This is a genomic window from Roseburia sp. 499 (genome assembly GCF_001940225.2).
Lineage (GTDB): Bacteria > Bacillota > Clostridia > Lachnospirales > Lachnospiraceae > Petralouisia.
Window position 1 is genome coordinate 2,717,217 of the sequence record NZ_CP135164.1, and the last position, 25,138, is coordinate 2,742,354.

The 25,138-nt window shown below is 39.7% G+C and carries 17 protein-coding genes, 2 pseudogenes and 1 other annotated feature; of the genes and pseudogenes, 1 reads left to right on the plus strand and 18 read right to left on the minus strand.

Going from position 1 to position 25,138, the window contains the following annotated elements:
* Positions 1-53: 53 nt before the first annotated feature.
* The 12 genes and pseudogenes from recD2 to secA all read right to left on the minus strand — a co-directional run bounded on the left by recD2 (position 54) and on the right by secA (position 16,914).
* Positions 54-2,255 (minus strand): SF1B family DNA helicase RecD2, encoded by a 2,202-nt coding sequence (gene recD2 / locus BIV20_RS13320; protein WP_075721177.1) that lies wholly within the window; start codon positions 2,253-2,255, stop codon positions 54-56.
* A gap of 59 nt (positions 2,256-2,314) precedes the next feature.
* Complete coding sequence (locus BIV20_RS13325) at positions 2,315-2,665, minus strand: rod-binding protein (protein WP_075721176.1); 351 nt, start codon at positions 2,663-2,665, stop codon at positions 2,315-2,317.
* Positions 2,666-2,694: 29 nt separating this feature from the next.
* On the minus strand, positions 2,695-3,513 hold the full coding sequence (locus BIV20_RS13330) for a flagellar hook-basal body protein (RefSeq protein ID WP_075721175.1): 819 nt from the start codon (positions 3,511-3,513) through the stop codon (positions 2,695-2,697).
* Positions 3,514-3,530: 17 nt separating this feature from the next.
* On the minus strand, positions 3,531-4,331 hold the full coding sequence (locus BIV20_RS13335) for a flagellar hook-basal body protein (RefSeq protein WP_075721174.1): 801 nt from the start codon (positions 4,329-4,331) through the stop codon (positions 3,531-3,533).
* Between the two features lie 30 nt (positions 4,332-4,361).
* On the minus strand, positions 4,362-5,354 hold the full coding sequence (locus BIV20_RS13340) for a rod shape-determining protein (RefSeq protein WP_075721173.1): 993 nt from the start codon (positions 5,352-5,354) through the stop codon (positions 4,362-4,364).
* Between the two features lie 390 nt (positions 5,355-5,744).
* Entirely contained in the window at positions 5,745-8,573 is a 2,829-nt protein-coding gene (gene uvrA / locus BIV20_RS13345; RefSeq protein WP_075721172.1) for an excinuclease ABC subunit UvrA, read from the minus strand.
* A gap of 40 nt (positions 8,574-8,613) precedes the next feature.
* A complete protein-coding gene (uvrB, locus tag BIV20_RS13350) occupies positions 8,614-10,593 on the minus strand; it encodes an excinuclease ABC subunit UvrB (RefSeq protein ID WP_075721171.1) in 1,980 nt (659 codons plus the stop codon).
* 253 nt (positions 10,594-10,846) lie between these two features.
* Positions 10,847-12,523: a methyl-accepting chemotaxis protein gene (locus BIV20_RS13355; RefSeq protein WP_075721170.1), complete on the minus strand. Its 1,677-nt coding sequence runs from the start codon at positions 12,521-12,523 to the stop codon at positions 10,847-10,849.
* A gap of 156 nt (positions 12,524-12,679) precedes the next feature.
* On the minus strand, positions 12,680-13,108 hold the full coding sequence (gene tnpA, locus BIV20_RS13360; RefSeq protein ID WP_075721169.1) for an IS200/IS605 family transposase: 429 nt from the start codon (positions 13,106-13,108) through the stop codon (positions 12,680-12,682).
* A gap of 361 nt (positions 13,109-13,469) precedes the next feature.
* A pseudogene (locus BIV20_RS13365) lies at positions 13,470-13,796 on the minus strand (SEC-C metal-binding domain-containing protein); the annotation flags it as partial.
* Positions 13,797-13,949: 153 nt separating this feature from the next.
* Positions 13,950-14,225, minus strand: a pseudogene (locus BIV20_RS13370) (DEAD/DEAH box helicase family protein); the annotation flags it as partial.
* A 124-nt stretch (positions 14,226-14,349) separates the two neighbouring features.
* On the minus strand, positions 14,350-16,914 hold the full coding sequence (gene secA, locus BIV20_RS13375; RefSeq protein WP_075721167.1) for a preprotein translocase subunit SecA: 2,565 nt from the start codon (positions 16,912-16,914) through the stop codon (positions 14,350-14,352).
* Positions 16,915-17,140: 226 nt separating this feature from the next.
* Here secA and BIV20_RS13380 point away from each other — a divergent pair, with 226 nt between their 5' ends.
* Positions 17,141-17,395 (plus strand): TIGR03905 family TSCPD domain-containing protein, encoded by a 255-nt coding sequence (locus BIV20_RS13380; protein WP_075721166.1) that lies wholly within the window; start codon positions 17,141-17,143, stop codon positions 17,393-17,395.
* Between the two features lie 56 nt (positions 17,396-17,451).
* On the opposite strand, the gene BIV20_RS13385 is transcribed toward BIV20_RS13380, so the two are convergent.
* From BIV20_RS13385 to BIV20_RS13410, 6 genes are all read right to left on the minus strand, one after another.
* Positions 17,452-18,336, minus strand: a complete 885-nt coding sequence (locus BIV20_RS13385; RefSeq protein ID WP_075721165.1) for a GDSL-type esterase/lipase family protein — start codon at positions 18,334-18,336, stop codon at positions 17,452-17,454.
* Positions 18,337-18,361: 25 nt separating this feature from the next.
* On the minus strand, positions 18,362-19,726 hold the full coding sequence (locus tag BIV20_RS13390; RefSeq protein ID WP_075721164.1) for an MBOAT family O-acyltransferase: 1,365 nt from the start codon (positions 19,724-19,726) through the stop codon (positions 18,362-18,364).
* A gap of 666 nt (positions 19,727-20,392) precedes the next feature.
* Positions 20,393-21,835, minus strand: coding sequence for a proline--tRNA ligase (gene proS, locus BIV20_RS13395; protein ID WP_075721285.1), 1,443 nt, complete (start codon positions 21,833-21,835; stop codon positions 20,393-20,395).
* A 73-nt stretch (positions 21,836-21,908) separates the two neighbouring features.
* Positions 21,909-22,112, minus strand: a binding site (T-box leader).
* Between the two features lie 52 nt (positions 22,113-22,164).
* A complete protein-coding gene (locus BIV20_RS13400; RefSeq protein WP_143524551.1) occupies positions 22,165-23,340 on the minus strand; it encodes a GGDEF domain-containing protein in 1,176 nt (391 codons plus the stop codon).
* A gap of 65 nt (positions 23,341-23,405) precedes the next feature.
* Positions 23,406-24,431 carry a sporulation integral membrane protein YtvI gene (ytvI, locus tag BIV20_RS13405; RefSeq protein ID WP_158024940.1) on the minus strand — a complete coding sequence of 342 codons (1,026 nt, stop codon included), beginning with the start codon at positions 24,429-24,431 and terminating at the stop codon, positions 23,406-23,408.
* 46 nt (positions 24,432-24,477) lie between these two features.
* On the minus strand, positions 24,478-25,137 hold the full coding sequence (locus BIV20_RS13410; RefSeq protein WP_075721161.1) for an RluA family pseudouridine synthase: 660 nt from the start codon (positions 25,135-25,137) through the stop codon (positions 24,478-24,480).
* Position 25,138: the final 1 nt, after the last annotated feature.

The window sequence follows — 25,138 nt, forward strand, 5'->3', positions numbered from 1 at the left end:
TTCATACTAGCACATTTTTTTGTGATATTCTATAAAATTTTTCTTAAGATTTCTTATTTTTCCTGCAATCGCATTTTTAATCCTGTATATCGCTTCTGCTCACTAATATTTCCAATCATCTCTTGAAATGTCACATCATTTCCTACCAGCGTAACACACTTTTTTGCACGGGTCACTGCTGTATACAACAAATTTCGATTCATTAGCATTCGCGGTCCACTCAAAAGCGGAATAACTACTGCCGGATACTCGCTTCCTTGAGACTTATGTATGGTAATAGCATACGCCAATTCTAACTCATCTAGCTGTTTAAAGGAATATTCCACCATTCTTCCTTCATCAAATTCAATGGTCATGTTTTCCTGATAGCTGTTGATGCTGCGAATAACTCCCATATCACCATTAAAAATTCCAAGTCCCTTATCTATCGCCAAACCATACTTACTACGTATTTCCCATTCAATCTGATAATTATTTTTTACTTGCATGACTTTGTCTCCCTCTCGGAAAACAATACCACCATGCTCTTTTTCCTTCTTTTTCCCATCTGCCGGATTGAGGTACTGTTGCAAAATCCCATTTAAGCGTTCTACGCCCAGCAGTCCCTTTCGCATAGGAGTAAGTACCTGTATGTCATAAGGAGTCGCATCCACAAACTTTGGTAGTTTCTGCTGAATCAACTGAATTACCACACTAATAATTACATTAGCGTCATATCTTTTCAAGAAAAAGAAATCCATACTCTTGTTATCCAGTACTACTTCCTCACCTCTGTTTATCTTATGTGCATTGACAATAATATCGCTCTGAGCTGCCTGACGGAAAATTTTATTCAAGCGCACCACATGAAACCGTTTAGATTCAATAATATCTTTCAGAACACTTCCGGGTCCTACACTTGGGAGCTGGTTCACATCTCCAACCAAAACCAAACGTGTTCCGGCCGCCACTGCTTTCAGCAGCGCGCACATCAATGTTATGTCAACCATAGACATTTCATCAATAATAATAACATCTGTTTCTAATGGATTCTGCTCATTTCGCTCAAATCCGGCATTTCCTTCCATACCACCATTCAATTCCAGCATCCGGTGAATGGTTCTTGCTTCGAATCCAGTCGTCTCACTCATTCGTTTTGCAGCTCTTCCGGTAGGTGCAGCCAGAAAAATATCCATACCTTCCATCTCAAAATATCGAATAATAGTATTGATTGTGGTTGTTTTTCCGGTTCCCGGTCCTCCGGTAATCACCACCAAGCCATTTCTTACCGCTTCTTTTACCGCCTCTACCTGCAGTTCATCTAATTCCATTCCTGTACTTTGTTCTATTTTCCGTATCCTGTCATTAATTTCAATTTCAGGAACATCATAAGAAATGTCCAATTGTTCCAACATAGAAGCTGTATTGGCCTCCATATAATAATAGGTCGCTGCATAGACGTATTGTTGTCCTTCCGTCTCCTTAATCACCAACTTTTTATCTATGGCAAGATTCATATAATGTTTTTCAATATGCTCAGGCTCCACATCTAACAATTCACTGGCACGAATTGTTAGTTCGCGTGTGGGCAGACAAGTATGCCCTTCCGCTGCTGCCTGTAATAAAGTATAGAGGATACCACTTCGGATACGGAAGTCGGAATCTGTATGAATTCCTACTCTGGATGCAATTTCGTCTGCAATTCGAAATCCTACTCCTTGAATATCATCTGCCAGACGATATGGATTCTCCTTCAAAACCCCATACAGTTCCTGCCCATAAGTCTGATATATTTTAACTGCCAGGGTTTGAGAAATTCCATACTGTTGCAGGAAAATCATTGCCTGACGCAGTTCTCTCTTTTCCTCTACCTGTTCTGCAATTTCCATTGCCTTTCGTTCACTAATTCCCTTAACTTCCACCAGACGTTCCGGTTCTTCTTCAATAATGCGAAAAGTATCTTCCTTAAATCTTCGTACAATTCTGGCTGCCAAGGCAACACCTACCCCTTTTATTGCGCCAGATCCTAAATACCGTTCAATAGACATCAAATCTTCCGGTGCTTTCACCTCAAAAGATTCCATTTTTAACTGCACTCCATAGGAAGGATGGGTAGTATATTCTCCCTTTACTTCTATACTTTCTCCTTCTGAAATTCCATGAAAAATTCCCACACATGTAATTTCACCATCTTCACATGCCAGATTCAACACGGTATAGCCATTATCCTTATTCTGATATACAATATGTTCCACATATCCCGTTAATACTTCCAAAGTATAATCTCCATTTCATAAAAAAAGAATCCCGCATGCGGAATTCTTTTTCTCATATTTTATTCCAATCCATAATTACGTTTCATCTGCTCATACAGTATCTGGGCAATTCCAAGCCCCTCACCTTCCGCTGAAGTCTCTGCCATGGACTGAACCATCATGTCTGTATAATAATCTTTCATCTGCTTTGTGTAAGAAGAAGTATCATCATCAGACTCTGGCACCATTTTCTGCATTGCTTTGAACATCTGCTCTGTAAAATAAGATTCAAAGTCTTTGCACACTTCCATCAATTCATCCTCTGTCGCACTATTTAAATCTGACTTCAGTGTTTCTTCCAGCTTATTGGTATTTTCAGAAACATTATTGGTATTATATAACGCACTTATATTATCTATTGTAAGACTCATATGTACCATTTCCTTTCAGTTACGCCAAATTATCGTTTTAACTGATTTGCCTGACCTAGCATATCATCTGCTGCCTGAATCGCTTTGGAATTCATTTCATATGCTCGCTGCGCCACAATCAAATTTACCATCTCGTCCGCAACCTGTACGTTAGAACCTTCTAAATACCCTGCAATAACATTACTTTTCTTGATATTGACTGCTGTTGCCTCATTAATTGCTACTCCAGACGCATCTGTAACTGCCAGCAAACTACTGGACAACTTCTCAAGTCCTGCCGGGTTATTAAACTGAAATACTCCTAACTGCTGATTCAAAGAAATATAATTTCCTTCTGCATCCTGATAACCAAACTGTCCATCGGTAGAAACAACCAATTTGCTGGTATTTACACCTGCCGGGATATTAATCGGATTACCGTTAGTGTCTAACACAGCATATCCATCTGAAGTTACAAGCGTTACTGAATTATCTGCATTTACACTTAATTTAAAATCTCCATTACGAGTATAATATGTTTCTCCATCCGCACCTCTTACTGCAAAAAATCCGTCTCCGTCAATTGCAAAGGCAGTATCACTTTGACTTTCCTGCCTTGAACCTTGCTTGAAACTAGAGGTAATCGATGCAATTCTGGTTCCAAGTCCTACCTGTGCCGGAATTGGCTTTTCCTCTCCATTTGCAGATGTTGTTCTCGTCTGAAGTGTTTGATACAACAAGGACTTAAATTCTGCCTTCTCACTCTTATACCCCGTAGTATTTACATTTGCAAGATTATTTGCGATAGTATCTACTGCTGTCTGTTGGGAAATCATTCCGGATGCTGCAGACCATAATGATCTCATCATATTACTTCAACCCCTTTCTATATCTTACCAATACTATTTGCTGCTTTTTCTAGTGTTCCATCAATCGTCTGAATAATCTTCTGATTACTTTCATATGCTCTGGATATGGTTATCATTTCTACCATTTCAGAAACCACATTTACATTAGACATTTCCAGAGAACCCTGTACTACCTTCGCTTCAGATGGCTGTATCTGTCCGCCTTCCTCTAAATCGTACATATTCTCACCATATTTCTTTAAATAGTCATAATCTGCAACGTCTACTACACCAAGCTGACCAAGCTGTATACCATTCTGATATAGATTTCCTGCTTCATCAATCACAAGTTCCACATTTGGGTCTACCTGAATATATCCTGCCTGTCCAGGATTTCCGGCATTAGCTGCCGCCTGATTCAAAACAAAATCTCCATCCTTTGTTACCAGATATCCCTCTTTGTTTACAGTAAAAGCTCCATCTCTGGTATACTTTACAGATGTTTCTCCATTCTTGTTGGTAAAGGAAATAGCAAAAAATCCATCTCCATCTAATGCTACGTCATATACATTATCGGTCACTCGGAAAGAACCTTGATTATAATCCGTATAATTTTCTCCGATTTTTACTCCCATACTAATTTCTCCTAATTTCTTAGGTAAATTGTAATCAGAAGTATCCTTAATCTTAATTGCCAATGTGTCCGCAAAAGACTGCGATGTCGTTCCCTCTTTTTTGTACCCATTTGTCGCAGAATTCGCCAGATTATTTGTCAATACATCTAATCTGTTCTGCTGATTTATCATTCCTGTGTACGCTGTGTATAACCCTTTTACCATTTGAAACTCCTTTCTCCTTGAAAAAGATATTTATTCGTCTCTTTTGCCTGATAAAAACTCTACATATTTACCTGTTCCAATTGCAACACATGTCATTGGTTCTTCTGCAGTCATTGTATTAATTCCAGTCTTATCTTCAATTAATTCTTCCAGTCCGCGAAGCAATGCTCCTCCTCCTGTCAATACAATTCCTCTGTCTGCAACGTCTGCCGCCAACTCTGGTGGAGTCTTTTCCAATACGCTATGAACTGCTTCTACAATCTGAAGTGTTGCCTCTCTCAATGCTTCTTCTGTTTCCTCGGAAGACACTGTTACGGTTTTCGGAAGACCTGTAACCAGATTACGGCCTCTTACATCCATAGTATCATTCTGTGCAAGCGGAAAACAGGTTCCAATTTTTATCTTAATATCTTCTGCAGTTCTTTCACCAATCAGAAGATTATGTTTCTTTCTCATATAACGTACAATTGCTTCATCAAAATCATCACCGGCAATTTTAATGGAAGTACTTACAACTGTTCCTCCCAAAGAGATGACTGCAATATCAGCAGTACCTCCTCCGATATCTACTATCATATTTCCACAAGGCTTTGCAATATCAATACCTGCACCAATTGCTGCTGCAATCGGTTCTTCAATAATCTCTACTTCTCTTGCACCTGCCTGGAATGTTGCATCTTCTACCGCTTTCTTCTCAACTTCTGTTACTCCACTTGGAACACAAACGCTGATACGTGGCTTACGAAAACTTCTCTTTCCCAGAGCCTTCTGAATGAAATATCTCAGCATCTGCTCTGTCACTCTATAATCGGAAATAACACCTTGACGCAGTGGTCTTACCGCTACAATATTTCCAGGTGTTCTTCCTAACATTAATCTTGCTTCTTCACCAATTGCCTTAATCTTATTGGTGTCTCTATCAAACGCTACAACTGACGGTTCTTTCAATACAACGCCTTTGCCTTTTATATATACAAGGATACTTGCTGTACCTAAGTCAATTCCAATATCTGTCGAAATCATGATGGTTCCCCTTTCATCTCTATCTGAACATAATAATTCTATTTTTCCATATATAACTACATTATATACAATAACAGGAAATTTTTAAAGCATTTTTTTCTAAAATGTAAAAAAACGTCTATTTTTAAATTTTAGGAAATAAAACCTTAAAAAAATTTATGGTTTTTTTATACTTTTTCTAATTTTTTTTCTGTTTTTTCACACATACGTCACATTCATCATTTATACTAATAACCGTACTAGCTAATAAGCTAATATAATTTTTCATAACTCATGCTTCCTGGGTTCGTTAGAATCCAGGAGGTACTCCCCGAAAATAAGGCTGTCCGCTCGGACAGCCATTTTTTAAGGGTGCGTTTCTGTCAACGCACCCTTTCTTTGATTAAACGATTATTCCAAATACTTTTTAATATATTTTCCGGTATAAGACTCCGGTACTTTTGCTACCTCTTCCGGTGTTCCCTTAGCTACAACGGTTCCACCACCATCTCCACCTTCCGGCCCCATATCAATAATATAATCTGCCGTCTTAATCACATCCAGATTATGTTCAATTACTACTACGGTATTTCCTCCCTCTGCCAGACGCTGTAAAATTTCTGTCAATTTGTGAACATCCGCAAAATGAAGTCCCGTAGTTGGTTCATCCAGAATGTAGATGGTCTTCCCTGTACTGCGCTTACTCAGCTCTGTTGCCAGCTTAATACGCTGTGCCTCTCCTCCTGATAATTCTGTAGAAGGTTGTCCCAGTCTGATATAGCCCAATCCAACATCATTCAATGTTTCTATTTTTCTTCGTATGGACGGAACGTTTTCAAAAAATATCATCGCTTCTTCCACCGTCATGTTCAACACGTCATAAATACTCTTTCCCTTATACTTCACTTCCAAAGTTTCCCGGTTATACCGCTGTCCATGACACACTTCACAAGGTACATACACATCCGGCAGAAAATGCATCTCAATCTTTAGAATTCCGTCTCCGGAACATGCTTCACATCGTCCACCTTTTACATTAAAACTAAATCTACCCTTGGCATATCCTTTCGCCTTAGCGTCCGGTGTTGCTGCAAATAAATCACGAATCTGGTCGAATACACCTGTATAAGTCGCCGGATTGGAACGAGGAGTTCTACCAATTGGTGACTGGTCAATATCAATGACTTTATCCAACTGTTCTAATCCTTCTATCGACTTATGTTTTCCCGGAATAGTTCTTGCACGGTTTAAATCTCTCGCCAATCGTTTATACAAAATCTCATTAGTGAGAGAAGATTTTCCGGAACCGGATACTCCGGTAATACAAGTCATAACTCCCAATGGAATATTCACATTAACATTTTTTAGATTATTTTCCTGCGCTCCCTTTATCTTTAACCAACCGGTTGGCTTTCTTCTCTTCTCCGGAACTGGAATCTTGATTCTTCCACTCAGATAAGCACCGGTAATCGAATCCGGATTCTTCATAATCTCTTCTGCCGTTCCCTGTGCCACTAGTTGTCCACCATGTTCTCCTGCTCCCGGTCCGATATCCACAATGTAATCTGCTTCACGCATGGTATCTTCATCGTGTTCTACCACAATCAAGGTATTTCCTAAATCTCGAAGATTCTTCAACGCCCCCAGCAACTTATCGTTATCCCGCTGATGTAATCCAATACTTGGTTCATCCAAAATATAGGCAACTCCAACTAATCCGGAGCCAATCTGTGTTGCCAGACGGATTCTCTGCGCTTCTCCCCCGGACAATGTTCCGGTTGCCCGGGATAACGTCAGATATTCCAGACCCACTTCTGCCAAAAACCCTACTCTTGCCTTGATTTCTTTTAGTATCTGGTCTCCGATTAAGTGCTGCTGTTTTGTCAGTTCCATATTTTCCAAAAATACCTTAAGATTCTTAATGGACATAGAAGTCACTTCATGAATATTTTTTCCCGAAACAGTTACTGCCAGAGACTCCTTTTTCAAACGCTGTCCTCCGCAATCCGGACATGGCGTAATCCGCATAAAAGTCTCATATTCCTGTTTTATGGTATCGGAACTGGTTTCACGATATTTTCTCTGCACATTGCGAATCAGTCCTTCAAACGCCACATCATAGACGCCTTCTCCACGTTGTCCCTTATAATGCACCTTTACTACTTTTCCATTGGTTCCGTGAATCAGCATATGACGTATTTTCTCCGGTAAGTCCTGATAAGGTGTATTCAAGTCAAACTTATATTCCTCGGACAACGCTTTCAGCGTTGCATAGGTGTAACTGGATGGGTCTGTACAGGATTGCCAGCCCATAACCTGAATAGCTCCTCCTGCAATACTTAATGACTTGTCCGGTATCATCAGCTCTTCGTCAAATTCCATCCTATATCCTAAGCCAAAACATTCCGGACAGGCACCAAAAGGATTGTTGAAGGAAAAGCTTCTTGGCTCAATTTCATCAATACTAATACCACAATCCGGACAGGAAAAGCTCTGTGAAAAATGGATTGGCTCTCCATCTATGACATCCACTGTCATAAGTCCTTCTGCCAGTTCTAGTACACTTTCAATAGAATCTGTCAGACGTTTTTCAATTCCTTCCTTTATTACCAGACGGTCTACTACAATATCAATATTGTGCTTGATATTTTTCTCCAACGGAATCTCTTCTGTCAACTCATAAGTATTTCCATCTACCTGCACCCGGACGTAACCACTGCGTTTTGCCTGCTCTAAAAGTTTCTGATGAGTTCCCTTTCTTCCCCGTACCACAGGGGCAAGTAACTGAATCTTTGTACGCTCCGGTAATGTCATAATCTGGTCTACCATCTGGTCTACGGTCTGCCGCTTTATCTCTTTTCCACAATTCGGACAATGTGGAATTCCTACTCTTGCATACAACAAACGAAAATAGTCGTATATCTCCGTTACGGTTCCTACCGTCGAACGTGGATTACGATTGGTAGACTTCTGATCAATGGAAATTGCCGGAGATAATCCTTCGATTTTCTCCACATTAGGCTTTTCCATCTGTCCCAAGAACTGTCTTGCATAGGAAGACAAAGATTCCATGTAACGTCTCTGACCTTCCGCATATATGGTATCAAATGCCAGGGAAGACTTACCGGAACCGCTCAAGCCGGTCAACACCACCAACTCATTTCTTGGAATATCTACATCTATATTTTTCAGATTATGTTCATTGGCTCCTCGTATCTTAATATATTTTCTTTCTGCCATCTTGCAACTCCTTCTTTTCTATGATATCCGGTAATTCTTCTTACATATCACGCAGATTCTTTTTTAATTCCACCATTTTGTCACGCAATTCTGCAGCTGCCTCGAAATTCAATTCTGCGGCTGCCGCCTGCATCTTCTTCTGAACCTCCGCAATCAACTTCTCTAATTCCTTCTTGCTCATGGATTCCGGATCCTTCTTAAGCTCATATTCTTCCTTGGCAACCTTCTTAGATATACTAATCAAATCTCTCACAGACTTTTGAATCGTCTTCGGCGTAATGCCATGTTCTTCATTATATTTTTGCTGAATACTACGACGTCGGTTGGTCTCGTCGATTGCCACACGCATAGAATCTGTAATGGAATCCGCATACATAATAACATGTCCCTCAGAATTTCGCGCCGCACGCCCAATGGTCTGTATCAAAGATGTCTCAGAACGTAAAAATCCTTCTTTGTCCGCATCCAAAATAGCCACCAAAGTAATCTCCGGAATGTCCAGGCCTTCTCGCAAAAGGTTGATTCCTACCAACACATCAAAAACATCCAGACGCAAATCTCGGATAATCTCTGCACGTTCCAGCGTATCGATATCGGAATGAAGATACTTTACCCGAATTCCTACTTCACGCATATAATCGGTCAAATCCTCTGCCATCTTCTTGGTAAGAGTAGTAATAAGCACCTTGTGTTTCTTCGCAATCTCCTTATTCACTTCCCCAATCAAATCATCAATCTGACCTTCTACCGGTCTGACATCAACTTCCGGGTCGAGCAGCCCCGTAGGACGAATAATCTGTTCTGCCCTCAACAACTCGTGTTCTTTCTCATAAACATTTGGTGTAGCAGATACAAACAGCATCTGGTCTATTTTGCTCTCAAATTCTTCAAAATTCAAAGGACGATTATCCTTTGCGGAAGGCAGACGGAATCCATAGTCTACCAATGTATTCTTTCTGGATTGGTCTCCCGCATACATTCCGCGTATCTGTGGAATTGTGATATGCGACTCATCTACAATAATAAGAAATTCCTCCGGGAAATAATCCAACAGCGTATTTGGCGGAGTTCCCGGTGCAAGTCCTGCCAAATGTCTGGAATAGTTTTCAATTCCGCTACAAAATCCTGTCTCCTTCAACATTTCTATATCAAAATTGGTACGTTCTGCAATTCGTTGTGCTTCCAACAGCTTATCTTCGCTTTTAAAATACTTTACACGCTCTTCTAATTCTTTTTCAATTTCAACGGCTGCCTGATTGATTTTCTCCTGTGGCACCACATAATGAGATGCCGGAAAAATACTGATATGCTCCAATCGGTTCTTTACGTCTCCGGTCAACACATCAATCTCCGTAATCCGGTCAATCTCATCTCCGAAAAATTCCACGCGGATAGCAGTCTCTCCACGGTCTGCCGGGAAAATCTCTAATACATCCCCTCTTACCCGGAAGGTTCCTCGCTGGAAGTCCATGTCATTTCTGGTATACTGTGTATCTATCAACGCTCTTATCACTTCGTCGCGATCCTTTTCCATTCCCGGTCGCAAAGATACCATCATTTTTTCAAAGTTCTCCGGCTCTCCTAAACCATAAATACATGATACACTGGATATGATAATTACATCCTTACGCTCTATCAATGCTGCTGTCGCCGAAAGACGCAGCTTATCAATCTCTTCATTCACAGAGGAGTCCTTAGCTATATAGGTGTCACTGGAAGGTACATATGCCTCCGGTTGATAATAATCGTAATAGGACACAAAATACTCTACTGCATTTTCGGGGAAAAACTCCTTAAATTCTGAGTATAATTGTCCTGCGAGGGTCTTATTATGAGCAATGATAAGTGTTGGCTTATTAAGCTGTGCTATCACATTAGCCATTGTAAAGGTCTTGCCCGAACCTGTAACTCCTAGTAAAGTCTGGAATTGATTGCCTTCCTTAAAGCCTTTTACAAGCTCCTCAATTGCCTGTGGCTGGTCTCCAGTCGGTTGGTATTTTGAATGTAATTTAAACTCCATCTCTGCCTCTTTTCTCTTAGTCTTTATGCTCTTCTATATTCGCAAATAATATGCACAAAAATAGACAATCGGATCACATTTCATTTATAAAATCTTCTGCAAATTATTGCATATTTTATCATGAAATGTTCCGATTGTCCATAGATTTTAGAACATTTGTTCTATTTGTTATACGCACTAATTTCCTACACAGTAAAAAGCGGCTGCAATTCCCCTACTAATGGATACCGCAGCCGTTTTACCTTAGCAGTATTTATTTTTGTTTGATTCTAAATACCTTTAGTCCCTCAGAAAGTTCTGCTGAAATCTGTGCAAGCTCACTGATTTCTTCTTTCACACGATACATCATATCACTCTGCTCATTTACCGCATCAGATATGTTTTCTGTATTCTCACTCACCTCACCAGCTATCTCCTCAATGTTTTCTATAGCTGCCTGCAATGAATCAACTCCATCAGAGGTTTCCTGTACGACATCAGCAATACTTCTAATCTCATTAGAAATCTCATTAATTTTCTCATTGATGCCCTCAAAGTTTACCATTGTATCCTCAGCCAAATCTACACCTTCCTGAGCTGAGTCAACACCTTCCTCCATAAGAGAAACACATGCCTTTATGCATTCCTGAATCTCACGAATCATGTCAGCTATCTTCTCTGCAGACTCACTTGACTGAACTGCAAGTGCACCAACTTCTGTTGCAACCACTGCAAAGCCTTTACCTTGCTCGCCAGCACGCGCTGCCTCAATTGATGCATTAAGAGAAAGAAGATTTGTCTGTGATGCTATATCAGCAATCATCTTAATAACACTTTCAATCTCACTTGACATGCTCTCAAGCTCGCCAATCTGTTTTCTCGTCTCATGTACATTTGCACCAATTTTCTGAACCTGATTAACTACGTTGTTCAGCTTCTCTGCTCCCAACTCTGCTGCTGATGCCGTTTCCTGAGCCGCAAGACTAATATTTGAAATATTATCAGATACGCCTTTCACGCCTTCACTTATATCCTTTGCACGATTCATGTTATCAGCTGACAAAGACTTCTGCTCTGCTGTATGCCCCACAGCATTATCTGTAATTGAAACAATAAATGATGACTTATTTCTAGTATCATCAATTCTCTCTGTAAGATTTTTCTGCATCTGGGAGAGAACCTCAACCTCTTTGTTGGTTCTTCCAATAAGTCTCGCCAGATTTTCTTTCATATTCTCTGCTGATTTTGCAATTATACCAATTTCATCATTGCGCTCTACATACTTTGGGTCTATTTCTACAGTAAAATCTCCCTCTCCCATAATATCAAAAACAGCTGCTAGCTTGCCAAAATCCTTCAACTCACGTTTTAACACTATTACCAGCAAAGCACCTACTATAAGTGATAAAACCACTGCAGAAATTATCTCTGTCTTTTTTACTTCAGATGAAACATCACTCACTGTATTATCGTATATTCCAATATCCATAGATGCAACAAGCTCTCCATTTTGATAAATAGGATACATTACATCATATGTCCACGCCTGCTGTACATCTGCCCAGAATTCACTTGTCTTTACTTCCCCCTGTGTAGCCGCCGGTACCGTATATGATGTGTCATCAGAATAATTTTTCCCAATTTTTTCAGTATCAGAATGAGCAATCGCAGTAACTGTAGTATCTATCACAACTGCATAAGCAATATTTTGATTCTTCTGTGTAAGATTTTGTACAAAAGTTTGTAGCTCCTCTGTTCCGCCTCCCTTTTCCAAAATAATTTCTGCTTGTGCAGCAATTTGCTTGTCCTCTTCTACAAATTGCTTTATCATCGAATGTTTGATTCCAGATTCCATAGTTTTGACTGAACTCATTACTAATAATAAGATCCCAATCCAAAAAATCACAAGCGATATTATGATTATTCTTGTTTTCATTGCCAGTTTCTTCATGTAATACCCTCCAAAATCATTGTAATTTTCCCTTTAAACCAATTTGATGTCTAGTTAGCAACCACCACTTCAAGTGGTGGTTTATTATTAGCCCTCCAAAGGGCTATGTTACTGCTCGCCCTAAAGGGCGGTATCGCAAGCACTTTTACTGGTCCGCTATAAAGCGGTACTTCGAGAATCTTCTTTTCTTGACTCTTCTGCTTGCTCTTTTATATATATCTGTACGGCTTCATCGGTAACATTACCAATTGTTTCAACATAATATCCTCGCGCCCAAAATGCTTTATCCCATTTACTTTGCAGCTCGGGATGTCTATCATAAATCATCAATGTACTTTTTCCCTTTAAGTATCCCATAAAATTCGAAATACTCAACTTTGTTGGAATCGCCACACTTAAATGCACATGGTCTATGCAAACTGCTCCAGCTATAATCTCCACATCCTTATACTTGCAGAGTACACTGATTATCTCTCTTACATCATCTCGTACTTTCCCATACAATACCTTTTTGCGGTACTTCGGAATAAATACGATATGATATTGGCATTTCCATCGAGTATGTGATATGCTTCTATTGTCCATTAGGACCACCTCCTATGTTTGAGTTTGGCTTGCGACACCATTCTCAATATAACATAGGAGGTTTTTTATTGATATCCTCACCGTTTCCACTTACACTATTCTCCCCAGCATAGCTGGGGGATTAGACTTTTCATTTAGTATTATATTACTATCACCTTATACAGTCAATACCACTATTCTTATTTTATTGCACACACAATTTTCCTTATTCTCTATAATTAATCTCAAAAACGTTTCAGTGATTGTAAAAAAATACGCATGATACATGGAACACCTTCCCACGAAAATTGATAACAAGGCTATAATTCCATAACGCAAAACCTCACCACATAAAGTGAGAAGGTCTTCGATAATCTACTATTTAATTAAACTTTCCACAGCACTGCTTGTACTTCTTTCCTGATCCACATGGACATGGCTCATTTGGAAATACCTTTTTGCTTGCTCGTTTTTTAGGTGCATTTGCTGCTGACTCATCCTTATTGGTTCCTGTAACCTTTGCTACCTGCTCACGCTCAACCTTCTGCTGAACCTGTACATGATAGAGAAGTCTGATTGTGTCTTCCTGAATTGCAGAAATCATTGCGTCAAACATGTCAAATCCAGCCATCTTATATTCTACAAGAAGATCTCTCTGTCCATATGCCTGCAGACCAATTCCCTGACGAAGCTGTGTCATATCATCGATATCCTTTGCATGAATTTTCTCAAGTGGAATAATTGGGTCACCAGCGAAATACTGTCTATATAGTCCGTATAGTCTGTGAGAGTATTACGGACACAATATATAGATTAAAAAACCGCACTTTCCCCAATATTTTGTGGTACATATTTTCTAAGCATAATAGGACACAAAATATTCCACCGCATTTTCCGGAAAAAACTCTTTGAACTCCCCATAAAGCTGTGCCGCCAAAGTCTTATTATGCGCAATAATCAAAGTTGGTTTATTTAATTGTTGAATCACATTTGCCATAGTAAAGGTCTTACCGGAACCGGTAACACCCAGCAATGTCTCAAACTGATTTCCTTCTTTGAATCCCTTTACCAACTGTTCGATTGCCTGTGGCTGATCACCGGTAGGCTGGTACTGGGAATGTAATTTGAAATGATCCATGAAAGTTCCTCCTTTATGAATTCATTTTCCTTTATACTTAGTTTGCCTTATCTGTTCCCCATTATAACAGAAGACAAATAAAAAGTACAGAACAAATCGAATGTTTGTTCTGTACTTTTTCATCTTATTTTCTTCCACAACACTGTTTGTACTTTTTACCACTTCCACATGGGCAAGGATCGTTCGGATATACCTTTGCTGCCTCACGCTTCTTCGGTCCACGTTGTGTAGATTCATCACGGTTGGTTCCTGTTACCTTAGCAACCTGTTCTCTTTCAACCTTCTGCTCAATTCTTACATGGAACAGTAATCGCACGGTATCTTCCTGAATATTGGAAATCATGTCATCAAACATGTCATAACCTGCCATCTTGTATTCTACCAATGGATCTCTCTGTCCGTATGCCTGCAATCCGATTCCCTGACGAAGCTGATCCATATCATCAATATGATCCATCCACTTACGGTCAATCACTTTTAGCAGAACTACACGTTCTAACTCTCGTACTGCTTCCGGTTCCGGAAATTCTGATTCCTTTGCCTCATACAGTTTTACTGCCTGCTCTTTCAAACGATGTTTCAGTTCATTTGCCTTGATACCCTTTACGTCCTCCGGTGTTACCGGTTTCAAAGGTACAATCGGAATTAACAATTCATTTAGTTCATGTAAATCCCATTCGTTGCTTTCCTGATCTGCTGAAATACAGGTATCTACTGTATTTTCTACTCGATCTGTAATCATCTTGTAGATAACATCGCGCATACTTTCACCATCTAATACCCGACGTCTTTCTGCATAGATAATCTCTCTTTGTTCATTCATAACTTGGTCATATTCCAACAGGTTTTTACGAATTCCAAAGTTATTGCTCTCTATCTTCATCTGCGCTTTTTCAATAGCATTTGTCAGCATCTTGTGCTGAATCTGCTCATTTTCCGGAACACCCAGAGCATCAAACATACTCATAAGCTTTTCGGAACCAAACAAACGAAGTAAATCATCTTCCAAAGAAATGAAGAACTGTGACTGTCCCGGGTCTCCCTGACGTCCGGAACGTCCACGCAACTGATTGTCAATACGTCTGGATTCATGACGCTCTGTACCTATAATCTTAAGACCACCGGCTGCTTTGGCATCATCATCCAACTTAATATCTGTACCACGTCCTGCCATATTCGTTGCAATTGTAACTGCGCCATGACGTCCTGCTTCTGCTACAATTTCAGCTTCCAATTCATGGAACTTCGCATTCAAAACTTTATGAGGAATACCACGTTTTTTCAACATACCACTGATAAGTTCAGAAGTTTCAATGGTAATCGTACCAACCAATACCGGTTGTCCCTTTGCGTGTGCTTCTTCAATTTCCTGTATTACTGCATGGAATTTTTCCTTCTTGGTCTTATATACTGCATCCTGTAAGTCCTGACGAAGCACTGGTTTATTGGTAGGAATCTCAATAACGTCCATTCCATAGATATCACGAAATTCCTTTTCTTCTGTCAATGCGGTACCGGTCATACCACATTTTTTAGCATATTTATTAAAGAAGTTCTGGAAGGTAATGTTTGCCAGAGTCTTGCTCTCACGTTTTACCTTTACATGCTCTTTTGCTTCAATTGCCTGATGCAAACCATCGGAGTAACGACGTCCCGGCATAATACGTCCGGTAAATTCGTCTACGATCATAACCTTGTCATCCTGAACCACATAGTCCTGATCACGGAACATCAAATTGTGTGCACGCAATGCCAGAATAACATTATGCTGAATCTCCAAGTTTTCAGCATCGGCAAGGTTTTCAATCTTAAAGAACTGCTCTACTTTTTTAACACCCTGTTCTGTCAGGTTTACTACCTTATCCTTTTCATTTACAACAAAATCTCCGGTCTCTTCGTGTTCGATACCCATGATAGCATCCATTTTGGAAAACTCCGGCATATCCTCACCACGTTCCATCTGTCTTGCCAAAACGTCACACGCCTCATAAAGACTGGTAGATTTTCCACTCTGTCCGGAAATAATAAGCGGTGTTCTTGCTTCATCGATTAAAACAGAGTCAACTTCGTCGATGATTGCATAGTGCAAATCACGCTGTACCAACTGCTCTTTATAAATAACCATATTATCACGCAGATAATCGAAACCAAGTTCGTTGTTAGTAACATAGGTAATATCACATGCATATGCTTCTCTACGTTCCTTATTGTCCATAGAATTCAAAACAACACCTACGGTAAGTCCTAAAAACTCATGTACTTTTCCCATCCACTCAGCATCACGCTGTGCCAAATAATCATTTACCGTTACGACATGCACGCCTTTTCCTTCCAACGCGTTTAAGTATGCCGGCAATGTAGATACCAATGTCTTACCTTCACCAGTCCTCATTTCAGAAATACGTCCCTGATGCAGGATAACACCACCTATCAACTGTACACGATAGTGTTCCATTCCTATGGCTCTTCTTGCTGCTTCGCGCACGGTAGCATAAGCTTCCGGTAGCAACTGATCCAGAGTTTCTCCTTCTTCCAGTCTCTTCTTATATTCTTTCGTCTTGTCTCTCAACTGCTCATCAGTCAACTCCACCATGGACGGACGTAAAGCCTCTATCTTATCTACAATAGGATAGACCCTCTTCAACTCCCTTTCACTATGTGTTCCGAACATCTTACTTACAATACCCATATATTCGCTCCTATTTCTATCCGGTAAAACTTATCACCGCTCTATTCTGCCCATAAGGGCAACTTCGTTTATTGTACCACTTTATCCCAGTAGAAACAATACTTAATCCAATGAACGAATTGTGAATTTTTTATTAATTGCCCTTTTCTGTTTGTACTTTTTGTGCTATAATGCCAATCTAGAAAACATTTTTCTTTATGTATACATATCAGAAAGGAGATTGTACATGAGTTACTTATATAAAACAAAAGGCACTTGCTCCACTCTTATTGAAGTAGAGTTGGATGGCAATATCGTAAAAAATGTAAAGTTTACCGGTGGTTGCAACGGCAATCTTCAGGCAATCCCAAAGCTGGTAGAAGGTCTTACTGTAGAACAAGTAGAACAAAAGATTGGAGGCATCCGCTGCAATGGCAGACCAACCTCCTGTGGCGATCAGCTGGCAAAAGCCTGTCGTGAAGCATATGAAGCACAGAATTAACGAAAAGCAGGAAAGCGATAAAAATCGCTTTTTCCTGCTTTTTCATTCGTTGCTTTCTATTTTATTCCATGATCTAACAAGAACTCTCTCCAGACTTCAATATATTTTGCCTGCAAATGTACCCCATCAAAGGAATACTCTTCTTTCAGCATTCCGGTTCCCGGCTCATCCATAACTTCATTTTCATCAATATAAAATACTGTCTGGTTATCTGCCAACTCCTTTAACTTTTCATTCCTTGCATTAATTTCCTGATTATTAATATAAGTATTCTCCGCATCCTTGCTCTGAGTCACATGCATAATTGACTCTACAAAAATAACAGCATTGGGTTGAAACTGCCGCACCTGTTCCACTACGCTCCCAAACTGCGCTGCAAAGCTTTCCGGTGTTCCAACCCCAAGTTCATTGATTCCAAGCATAATGTATATTTTTCCATACTGCTTGCTCGTCAGCATCTGTTCCAGTGTAACTCCATCCATATCATTCTCCCACACATCCCAGACCATTTGACCATATTTTACAAAAAAATCCGTATTCTCCCATCCTGCATATTCATACAAAGTAGAAGTACGAGAATCTCCAATAAACAATGCATCATCCAAATAATCCATTTCTACTCGCTGGAACTCGCGCTTTTCCGGTATCGTCTGCATTTCCACCGGTATTTCTGTTGGCTCCACTGCTTCTGCTGCTGGCACCACTTCTTCCGGAGACATATCGGGAATTGCACTTTCCTGTGGCACATTCTCTTTCTCTGTTTTTTGTACTGTTTTTATTTCTTTTTTTCCTTCCATAGCCGCATTTTCCTTCGACACCTGACTTACAAATACATTCTGCGGTTCCGGCTCCTTCTCCGCTCCCAGTAACTGACTTCCACCATATATCAGACTACTTATCACTATCATAAAAAAGAAAGGATATTTTCTCCACTGTTTCATACATTTACTCTCCAACCAAAATTTGTTAAAACCTAAAATACAGAAATGGGTTGCTTTCCGCTGTCACTATCTGGTAAACACTTGCCCAGAAGATTCCCAGTAACATAATCGAAAACCAGATACGATTCTGATACTTTTTATATATTTTCTCTGGGAAATAAGTAGACAATAAAATTGCCGCCAAGAAAAATATTCCGTATCTTTGTAACGCGTCTACCGTAACATGCCAATTCAAAGTCCATGCATGCTCTGTTCCCATCCAGCAAAACATCTTTTTCAGACATATCCCGATACTTCCCATATCTTCCAACGAAAATATTACCCAACCGGCTACCACTAATATCATGGTATATACTCTACCGATTCCATGATGTTTTTCCAAAAATTTTCCCAAAATTACTTTTTCCAATACTAATAAGAGAAAATAGTAAATTCCCCACATTGCAAAATTCCAGCCTGCTCCATGCCAGATTCCAGTCAATGCCCATACGATAAACAAGTTACAAATCGTACGATATTTTCCCTTTCGATTTCCTCCCAGAGGAATATATAAATAATCTCGAAACCAGGTACTTAAAGTAATATGCCATCTACGCCAAAAATCTGTTATGGACACTGCAATATATGGGTGATTAAAGTTTCTTGGGATAGAAAATCCCAACATTTTTCCGAGTCCCATTGCCATCAAAGAATATCCGTTAAAATCAAAATACAACTGCAAAGAATACGCAAAAGCTCCCAGCCACGCCATGCTGGTGGAAACACTTTCGATGCCTACCACGCGAACCTCGTTCCACAGCCGCCCCAATACATTGGCAATCAACATCTTGTAAGCAAGTCCTACCGTGAATATCTTCAGTCCTTCTTCCAGCCCCTGCAGATTTACTTGCCGTTTTTTTATTTGAGCCGCTACATCTCGAAATAACACAATCGGACCGGCAATCAACTGTGGGAACATACACAAATAAGTTCCCAAACCTACGAAATCCTTCTCATATTCCTCTGGTCTGCGGTATACATCAATCGCATAAGCTGCTATCTGAAAGGTGTAAAAACTAATTCCCAAAGGAAGCGTCAACTTTATGTTTTCTTCCCCCGCCAAAAAGGGCAGATATTTAAACACAAACAGACTTCCGAAATCATATATCAATAGCAGAATCAATATTCCCTTTCGCTGCTTCTTTCCCCTTCCTTGCATACAAGAAGTTCCAAGAAAATGCATCACTAAAGAAACAATGATCAGAAAAAACCAGGTACGTTCTCCTACAAAATAAAACCAAAGGCTCCCCAGAAACAGTACCAGATTTCTCCATCGTTCCGGGGTAATATAATAAACCAGCATAAACACCGGCAAAAATACAAATATAAATGCTTCACTACAAAATAACATCTTTCGTTCCTTTTCTTACTTCTCTCCGTCTTACGCCGCTCATTGGCCGCTCGCCTATTATATCACTCTTTTTCTTTTTAGATGAAACAAAATCCCTAAATCTTGTTACATTTTGATTACATTAATATAAACTTTCTTTTTCGCTATTTATTATTTTCAGAATATTCTAATGCTTATACTTTTTATTTCAGTTATAAGCATTGCTAATCTATTTTTTTCAAAATAATTGTTGACATTTATTATTTTGTCGTATATAATTAAATCATCAAAAGAAAACAAAAACAAAGAAAGAGAGGTACAGTCCACCAGAAACTTAATTTTATCTCCCTAAAAGACTCAACAAATGATTGAGCACTTAGGTACAAGAAAAAGAACATCCAGATTTTTATAAAAGATTTGGAAAACAGAAGAAATCAAAAAGATTTTCCGTAGAAGCCTTGAATCGAAGAATAAAAAGAAAAATAGTGTGATAATCCAGCTGCTATATTCAGATATGGATACATACTAACAGAATTCAAAGGTAGCAAAATTTCAAAAGAAAAGAATTGAGATTTCGAAAACTCAAGAAAGTTGAGGTAATGGTCCAATGGACAACATAGTTTAGAAGGCGACATCAGATAAGTAAATCGGATGTCGCCTTCTTTGTTATTTATTTTATTATTTTCTTTAATATGCTTTTCCCCAATATACCAGTTTATGTGCAGGCTTTCCACAGCAAACACATACATCTGAAATTGGTTCCTGATCCTCTAACGGTATGCAACGAGAGGTTGCTGTTGTATCTTCTTTTATCTTATCCTCACATGCCATATCGCCACACCACATTGCACGAATGAATCCCGGTTTATTCTCAACCGCATCCTTAAATGCAGGATATGATTTTGCATCTGTAATATGAGAATCTCTATGTGCTTTCGCGCGTTCAAACATATTCTTTTGAATTGCTTCTAACAACTCCGGTACAACCTTTGTCACATCTTCAAGAGCACATTCTGTCTTCTCTCCGGTGTCACGACGTACCAATACACATTTTCCTGCCTCAATATCCTTCGGTCCTAATTCTACACGAACTGGAATACCACGCATTTCCTGTTCTGAGAACTTCCATCCCGGACTCTTATCACTTTCATCTGTCTTTACACGGATTCCAGCCTTAGCCAATGCCTCTTTCACTTCTGCTGCTTTTTCCAAAACGCCTTCTTTATGCTGCTGAATTGGAATTACCATAACCTGTACCGGTGCAATTTTCGGTGGCAGTACCAATCCGGAATCATCACCATGTACCATAATGATTGCTCCAATCAGACGTGTGGTCATTCCCCAGGAAGTCTGGTGTACATATTGAAGTTTATTATCCTTGTCTGTATACTGAATACCAAATGCTTTTGCAAATCCATCTCCAAAGTTGTGACTGGTACCGGACTGCAATGCTTTTCCGTCATGCATTAAGGCTTCAATGGTATAAGTTGCTTCTGCCCCTGCAAATTTCTCTTTTTCTGTCTTTCTACCACGAATTACAGGCATTGCCAGAACTTCTTCACAGAAATCTGCATACAGATTCAACATCTGAAGTGTTCTTGCTTCTGACTCTTCCGCCGTAGCATGAGCAGTATGTCCTTCCTGCCACAAAAATTCTCTGGAACGTAAGAAAGGTCTTGTCTCCTTTTCCCAACGTACGACAGAGCACCACTGATTATAACATTTTGGCAAATCACGATATGACTGCACTTCATTTGCATAGAAATCACAGAATAATGTCTCAGAAGTTGGTCTGACACAAAGTTTTTCCTGCAATTCATTTAATCCACCCTGGGTTACCCATGCAACTTCCGGTGCAAATCCTTCTACATGATCCTTTTCTTTTTCCAAGAGGCTTTCCGGTATAAACATTGGCATATATACATTTTCCACACCGGTTTCCTTAAATCTTGCATCCAACTCTTTCTGAATATTTTCCCAGATCGCATATCCTGCCGGCTTAATTATCATACAACCTTTCACGCTAGAATAAGCAATCAATTCTGCTTTCTTTACTACATCTGTATACCACTGTGCAAAGTCAGTATCCATAGATGTAATGGCTTCTACTAATTTTTTGTCCTTTGCCATTTTATTTTCTCCTTTTCTTAAAATATAAAAAGTGTTTCCTATGATATCAAAAAACGCCAGAGCTCCAATCCCTACTAGGGACCGGAATTCCGGCGGTACCACCCTGATTAAGTGATGCAAAGCATTACTTCTCTCATTCTCTTTATCGCAGAGATACGGCATACTTTCATATGCAGCTCCAAGGTAGGTTCTAGATGTTCTCATGAGGAATCTTCCACCAACCGATTCCCTCTCTGTACATGTTCCAATCTGTACTAATCCTCTTCTTCACTTTTACTTATCTATCAGTAACAGTTATTCTATTCCAATTCCATTCACTTGTCAAGAACTTACCCTAAAGAACGGAAACCTCTTTCCATATAATACTGTCTTATATTGCCCGCTACTCTTGTTCTAGCATGACATTCTCCATCCATATAAACACAAGCTCTTCCGCTTTCTTTTGCTTCATAAAGAGCCTCATCTGCCTTTTTTCGCATTTGTTCAAAGTCAGCACTCCGTCTTGCATATCCACAAACTACACCCACGCTTACCGATACAAAAGGCAAGAAATTTTCTTCAGCCTGTGGAATATTCAAACTCTCTACATTTTCTTTCAATTTAATTGCCCAGTTCAGTGCCTCTCCCTTTTCCATTCCAGGGAGACAGACTACAAATTCTTCACCGCCTACTCTGGCAGCAAGGTCTGACTTTTTGCCCGTCATCTTATGAATTTCCGCAGTAACTCTACGAATACAAGTGTCTCCCTCTAAATGTCCGAAATGATCATTATATTTTTTAAAATTATCAATATCAATCATAATAACCGCAACCATCCTATTGTTGCGTACGCATCCTGTCCAAACTCGCTCGAGACTACGCTCCAACCCCCTCCGGTTCAACAGATTCGTCATTGGGTCTGTCTCCGATAAGGTCTTTGCTGTATCAATCGCAGTAGCATCCGCTGCTCGCTGAAGAAAATTATAATATCCCTGCCTGGAAATAACACAACACATCAGCTGATTCGCCGATAAATAAATAACGTTCTCTATACCAAGTTTCTGATAGAAAATTAGAAACAAAAGAGCTGCTATCTGAATGCCCTGGCTCACTAAAAACTCCTTATTATTCCACAACGGAACAACAGCCAATACTGTTGTCATAATCCAATATACTGACAATTTGAAAAAGGTACGTTCAGACATGAAAGTTGCTGTAAGCATCAGCGTTGCAAAAATCAGCCAAAACAAATAAAGTTGTAAACGCATATCCCACTTTTTCCGACTAGAAAGCCACCGATAGGATCTTAGGATATATACTCCTGCGTACAACTCCGCCAGCACCATAAACGGTGCCATAATATAAGGTTTTATTGTTCCTGCTGTCTGAATTTGCAGAACAAGGGAATTCACGAAAAAAAGTATAAAAAAGCAGACCGATGCTATCAACATCCGCCGAACGTTTTCCTTTTGTACTCGCCTTGTATAAACAAAACGTCCTTTTTTCTCCCTCTCCTGTCCTTTCACGTTTCCACCTGCACTTTTCTGATTAGCACATTTTACCACATTTTTCCTTACTATTATATCAATATTCACGAAAACTTACAACAATAAATTTCTCTTATCAAAATGTAAGAAAAAGGTCCTAATGCAAATCCCCAAATTCCGTACAGATTTAATCCCACATAAATACTAGCAATGACTAGCAACGGATGCATTCCCAGCTTATCACCTACCAGTTTGGGTTCCAGACTCTCTCTCAAAAGGCTGCATATAGCATAAATAGCCGCACAAATGGCTGCCATCATATATTTCCCCTGAACAATCTCAAATATCGCCCAAGGAATCAGTATCGTCCCTGTCCCCAGAAATGGCATAGCATCACACAATCCAATTCCGCACCCTATCAACAGTGCATATCTATTTTTCGCAAAATATAATCCTACCACACAAGCAGTGGAAACAATCAGCATAATAACCAGTTGCGCCCGAATGTAAGCTCCTCCTGCTTCATAGGTCCGACGGCACACCTTAAGCCCCACCTTTCCCACCGGATGTTCCTCCAAGCCCTTTCTGATTTTATGATAATCCCGCAAAATCAGTATCGTACTTATAATTACGATGAAACAAACTCCACTCACCACTAATAAATTCTTAGCATAACCAAAAGTACCATCCATGAGAGACGGAAGAATCTTTTCTTCTACCTGCCTCTGAAACTTTGGAATATAAACATCCACATTTCTTTGTAATTCCTCTGCCCGAATCCCGGTAATTGCCTCCATTTGTCCACAACAATTCTCCCATATCATACCTGCTTTCCTTTGGTAGTACTCCAGATTGGAAATTATATGCCGTACCTGTTCCAGAAGACTCCACAAAAACATCACCAAGACCGAACCTATAAGTACTACCAGACTTCCTACAATAACAACAGAAGCTATTCCACGCTTTATTTTCATTTTCTGATTTAGTTTTTCTACCACTGGATTCAGCAGCTTTGCAAAAAGAAACGCAATAAAAAAAGGAACCACCAACGGCAGTAACCAGCGGACACACGCATATACTGCAATGGTAATTCCCAATATTCTGCCAATTCTACACATACTTTTTCTCATTTCATCTTTCATATTTTTAGTATGTGTCAGATGACATTTTTTATTCTTAATTTTTAAACAGGCTACCCTGAGGCTCCACTTCAAATTCCATCTGCTTACCGGTAACCGGATGCACAAATGCTGTTTTCACCGAGCACAGTCCAACCGGTTGATATCCCGCCGAACAATTAGAATTATACTTTTTATCACCCACTAGTGGATGTCCCGCATACGCCATTTGTACTCGTATTTGATGATGTCTGCCTGTATCTAATTGGACTTTCACCAGGGAATTATCTTCCATTTCCCGTTCTACCTTATAAGTAAGTCTTGCACGCTTAGCCCCCTTTGTTCCTTCCATTACTACCTTAGAAGTGTTCGTTCTGCCATCACGCAACAAATAATTCTCCAGTACGCCAGACTTTTCCTTCCATTTTCCTTCTACCACCGCAAGATACTGCTTGTCCATCTGTCTTTCTTGTACCTGACGGTTTAAATTTGCCGCCGCTTCTTTTGTCCTCGCAAATACCATAACCCCTTCCACCGGCTGATCCAACCGATGCACAATAAATATCTGATTATTCTCTTTTTTTCTAGTGTAATAATTCCGCAGTAAACTCACCATATCCTGTTGTCCCACTTTGGGAGTTTGAACCGGAATTCCCGGCAGTTTATGACACACTACAACTGTCTCATCCTCATATATAATCTGTATTTGTTCCTTCATA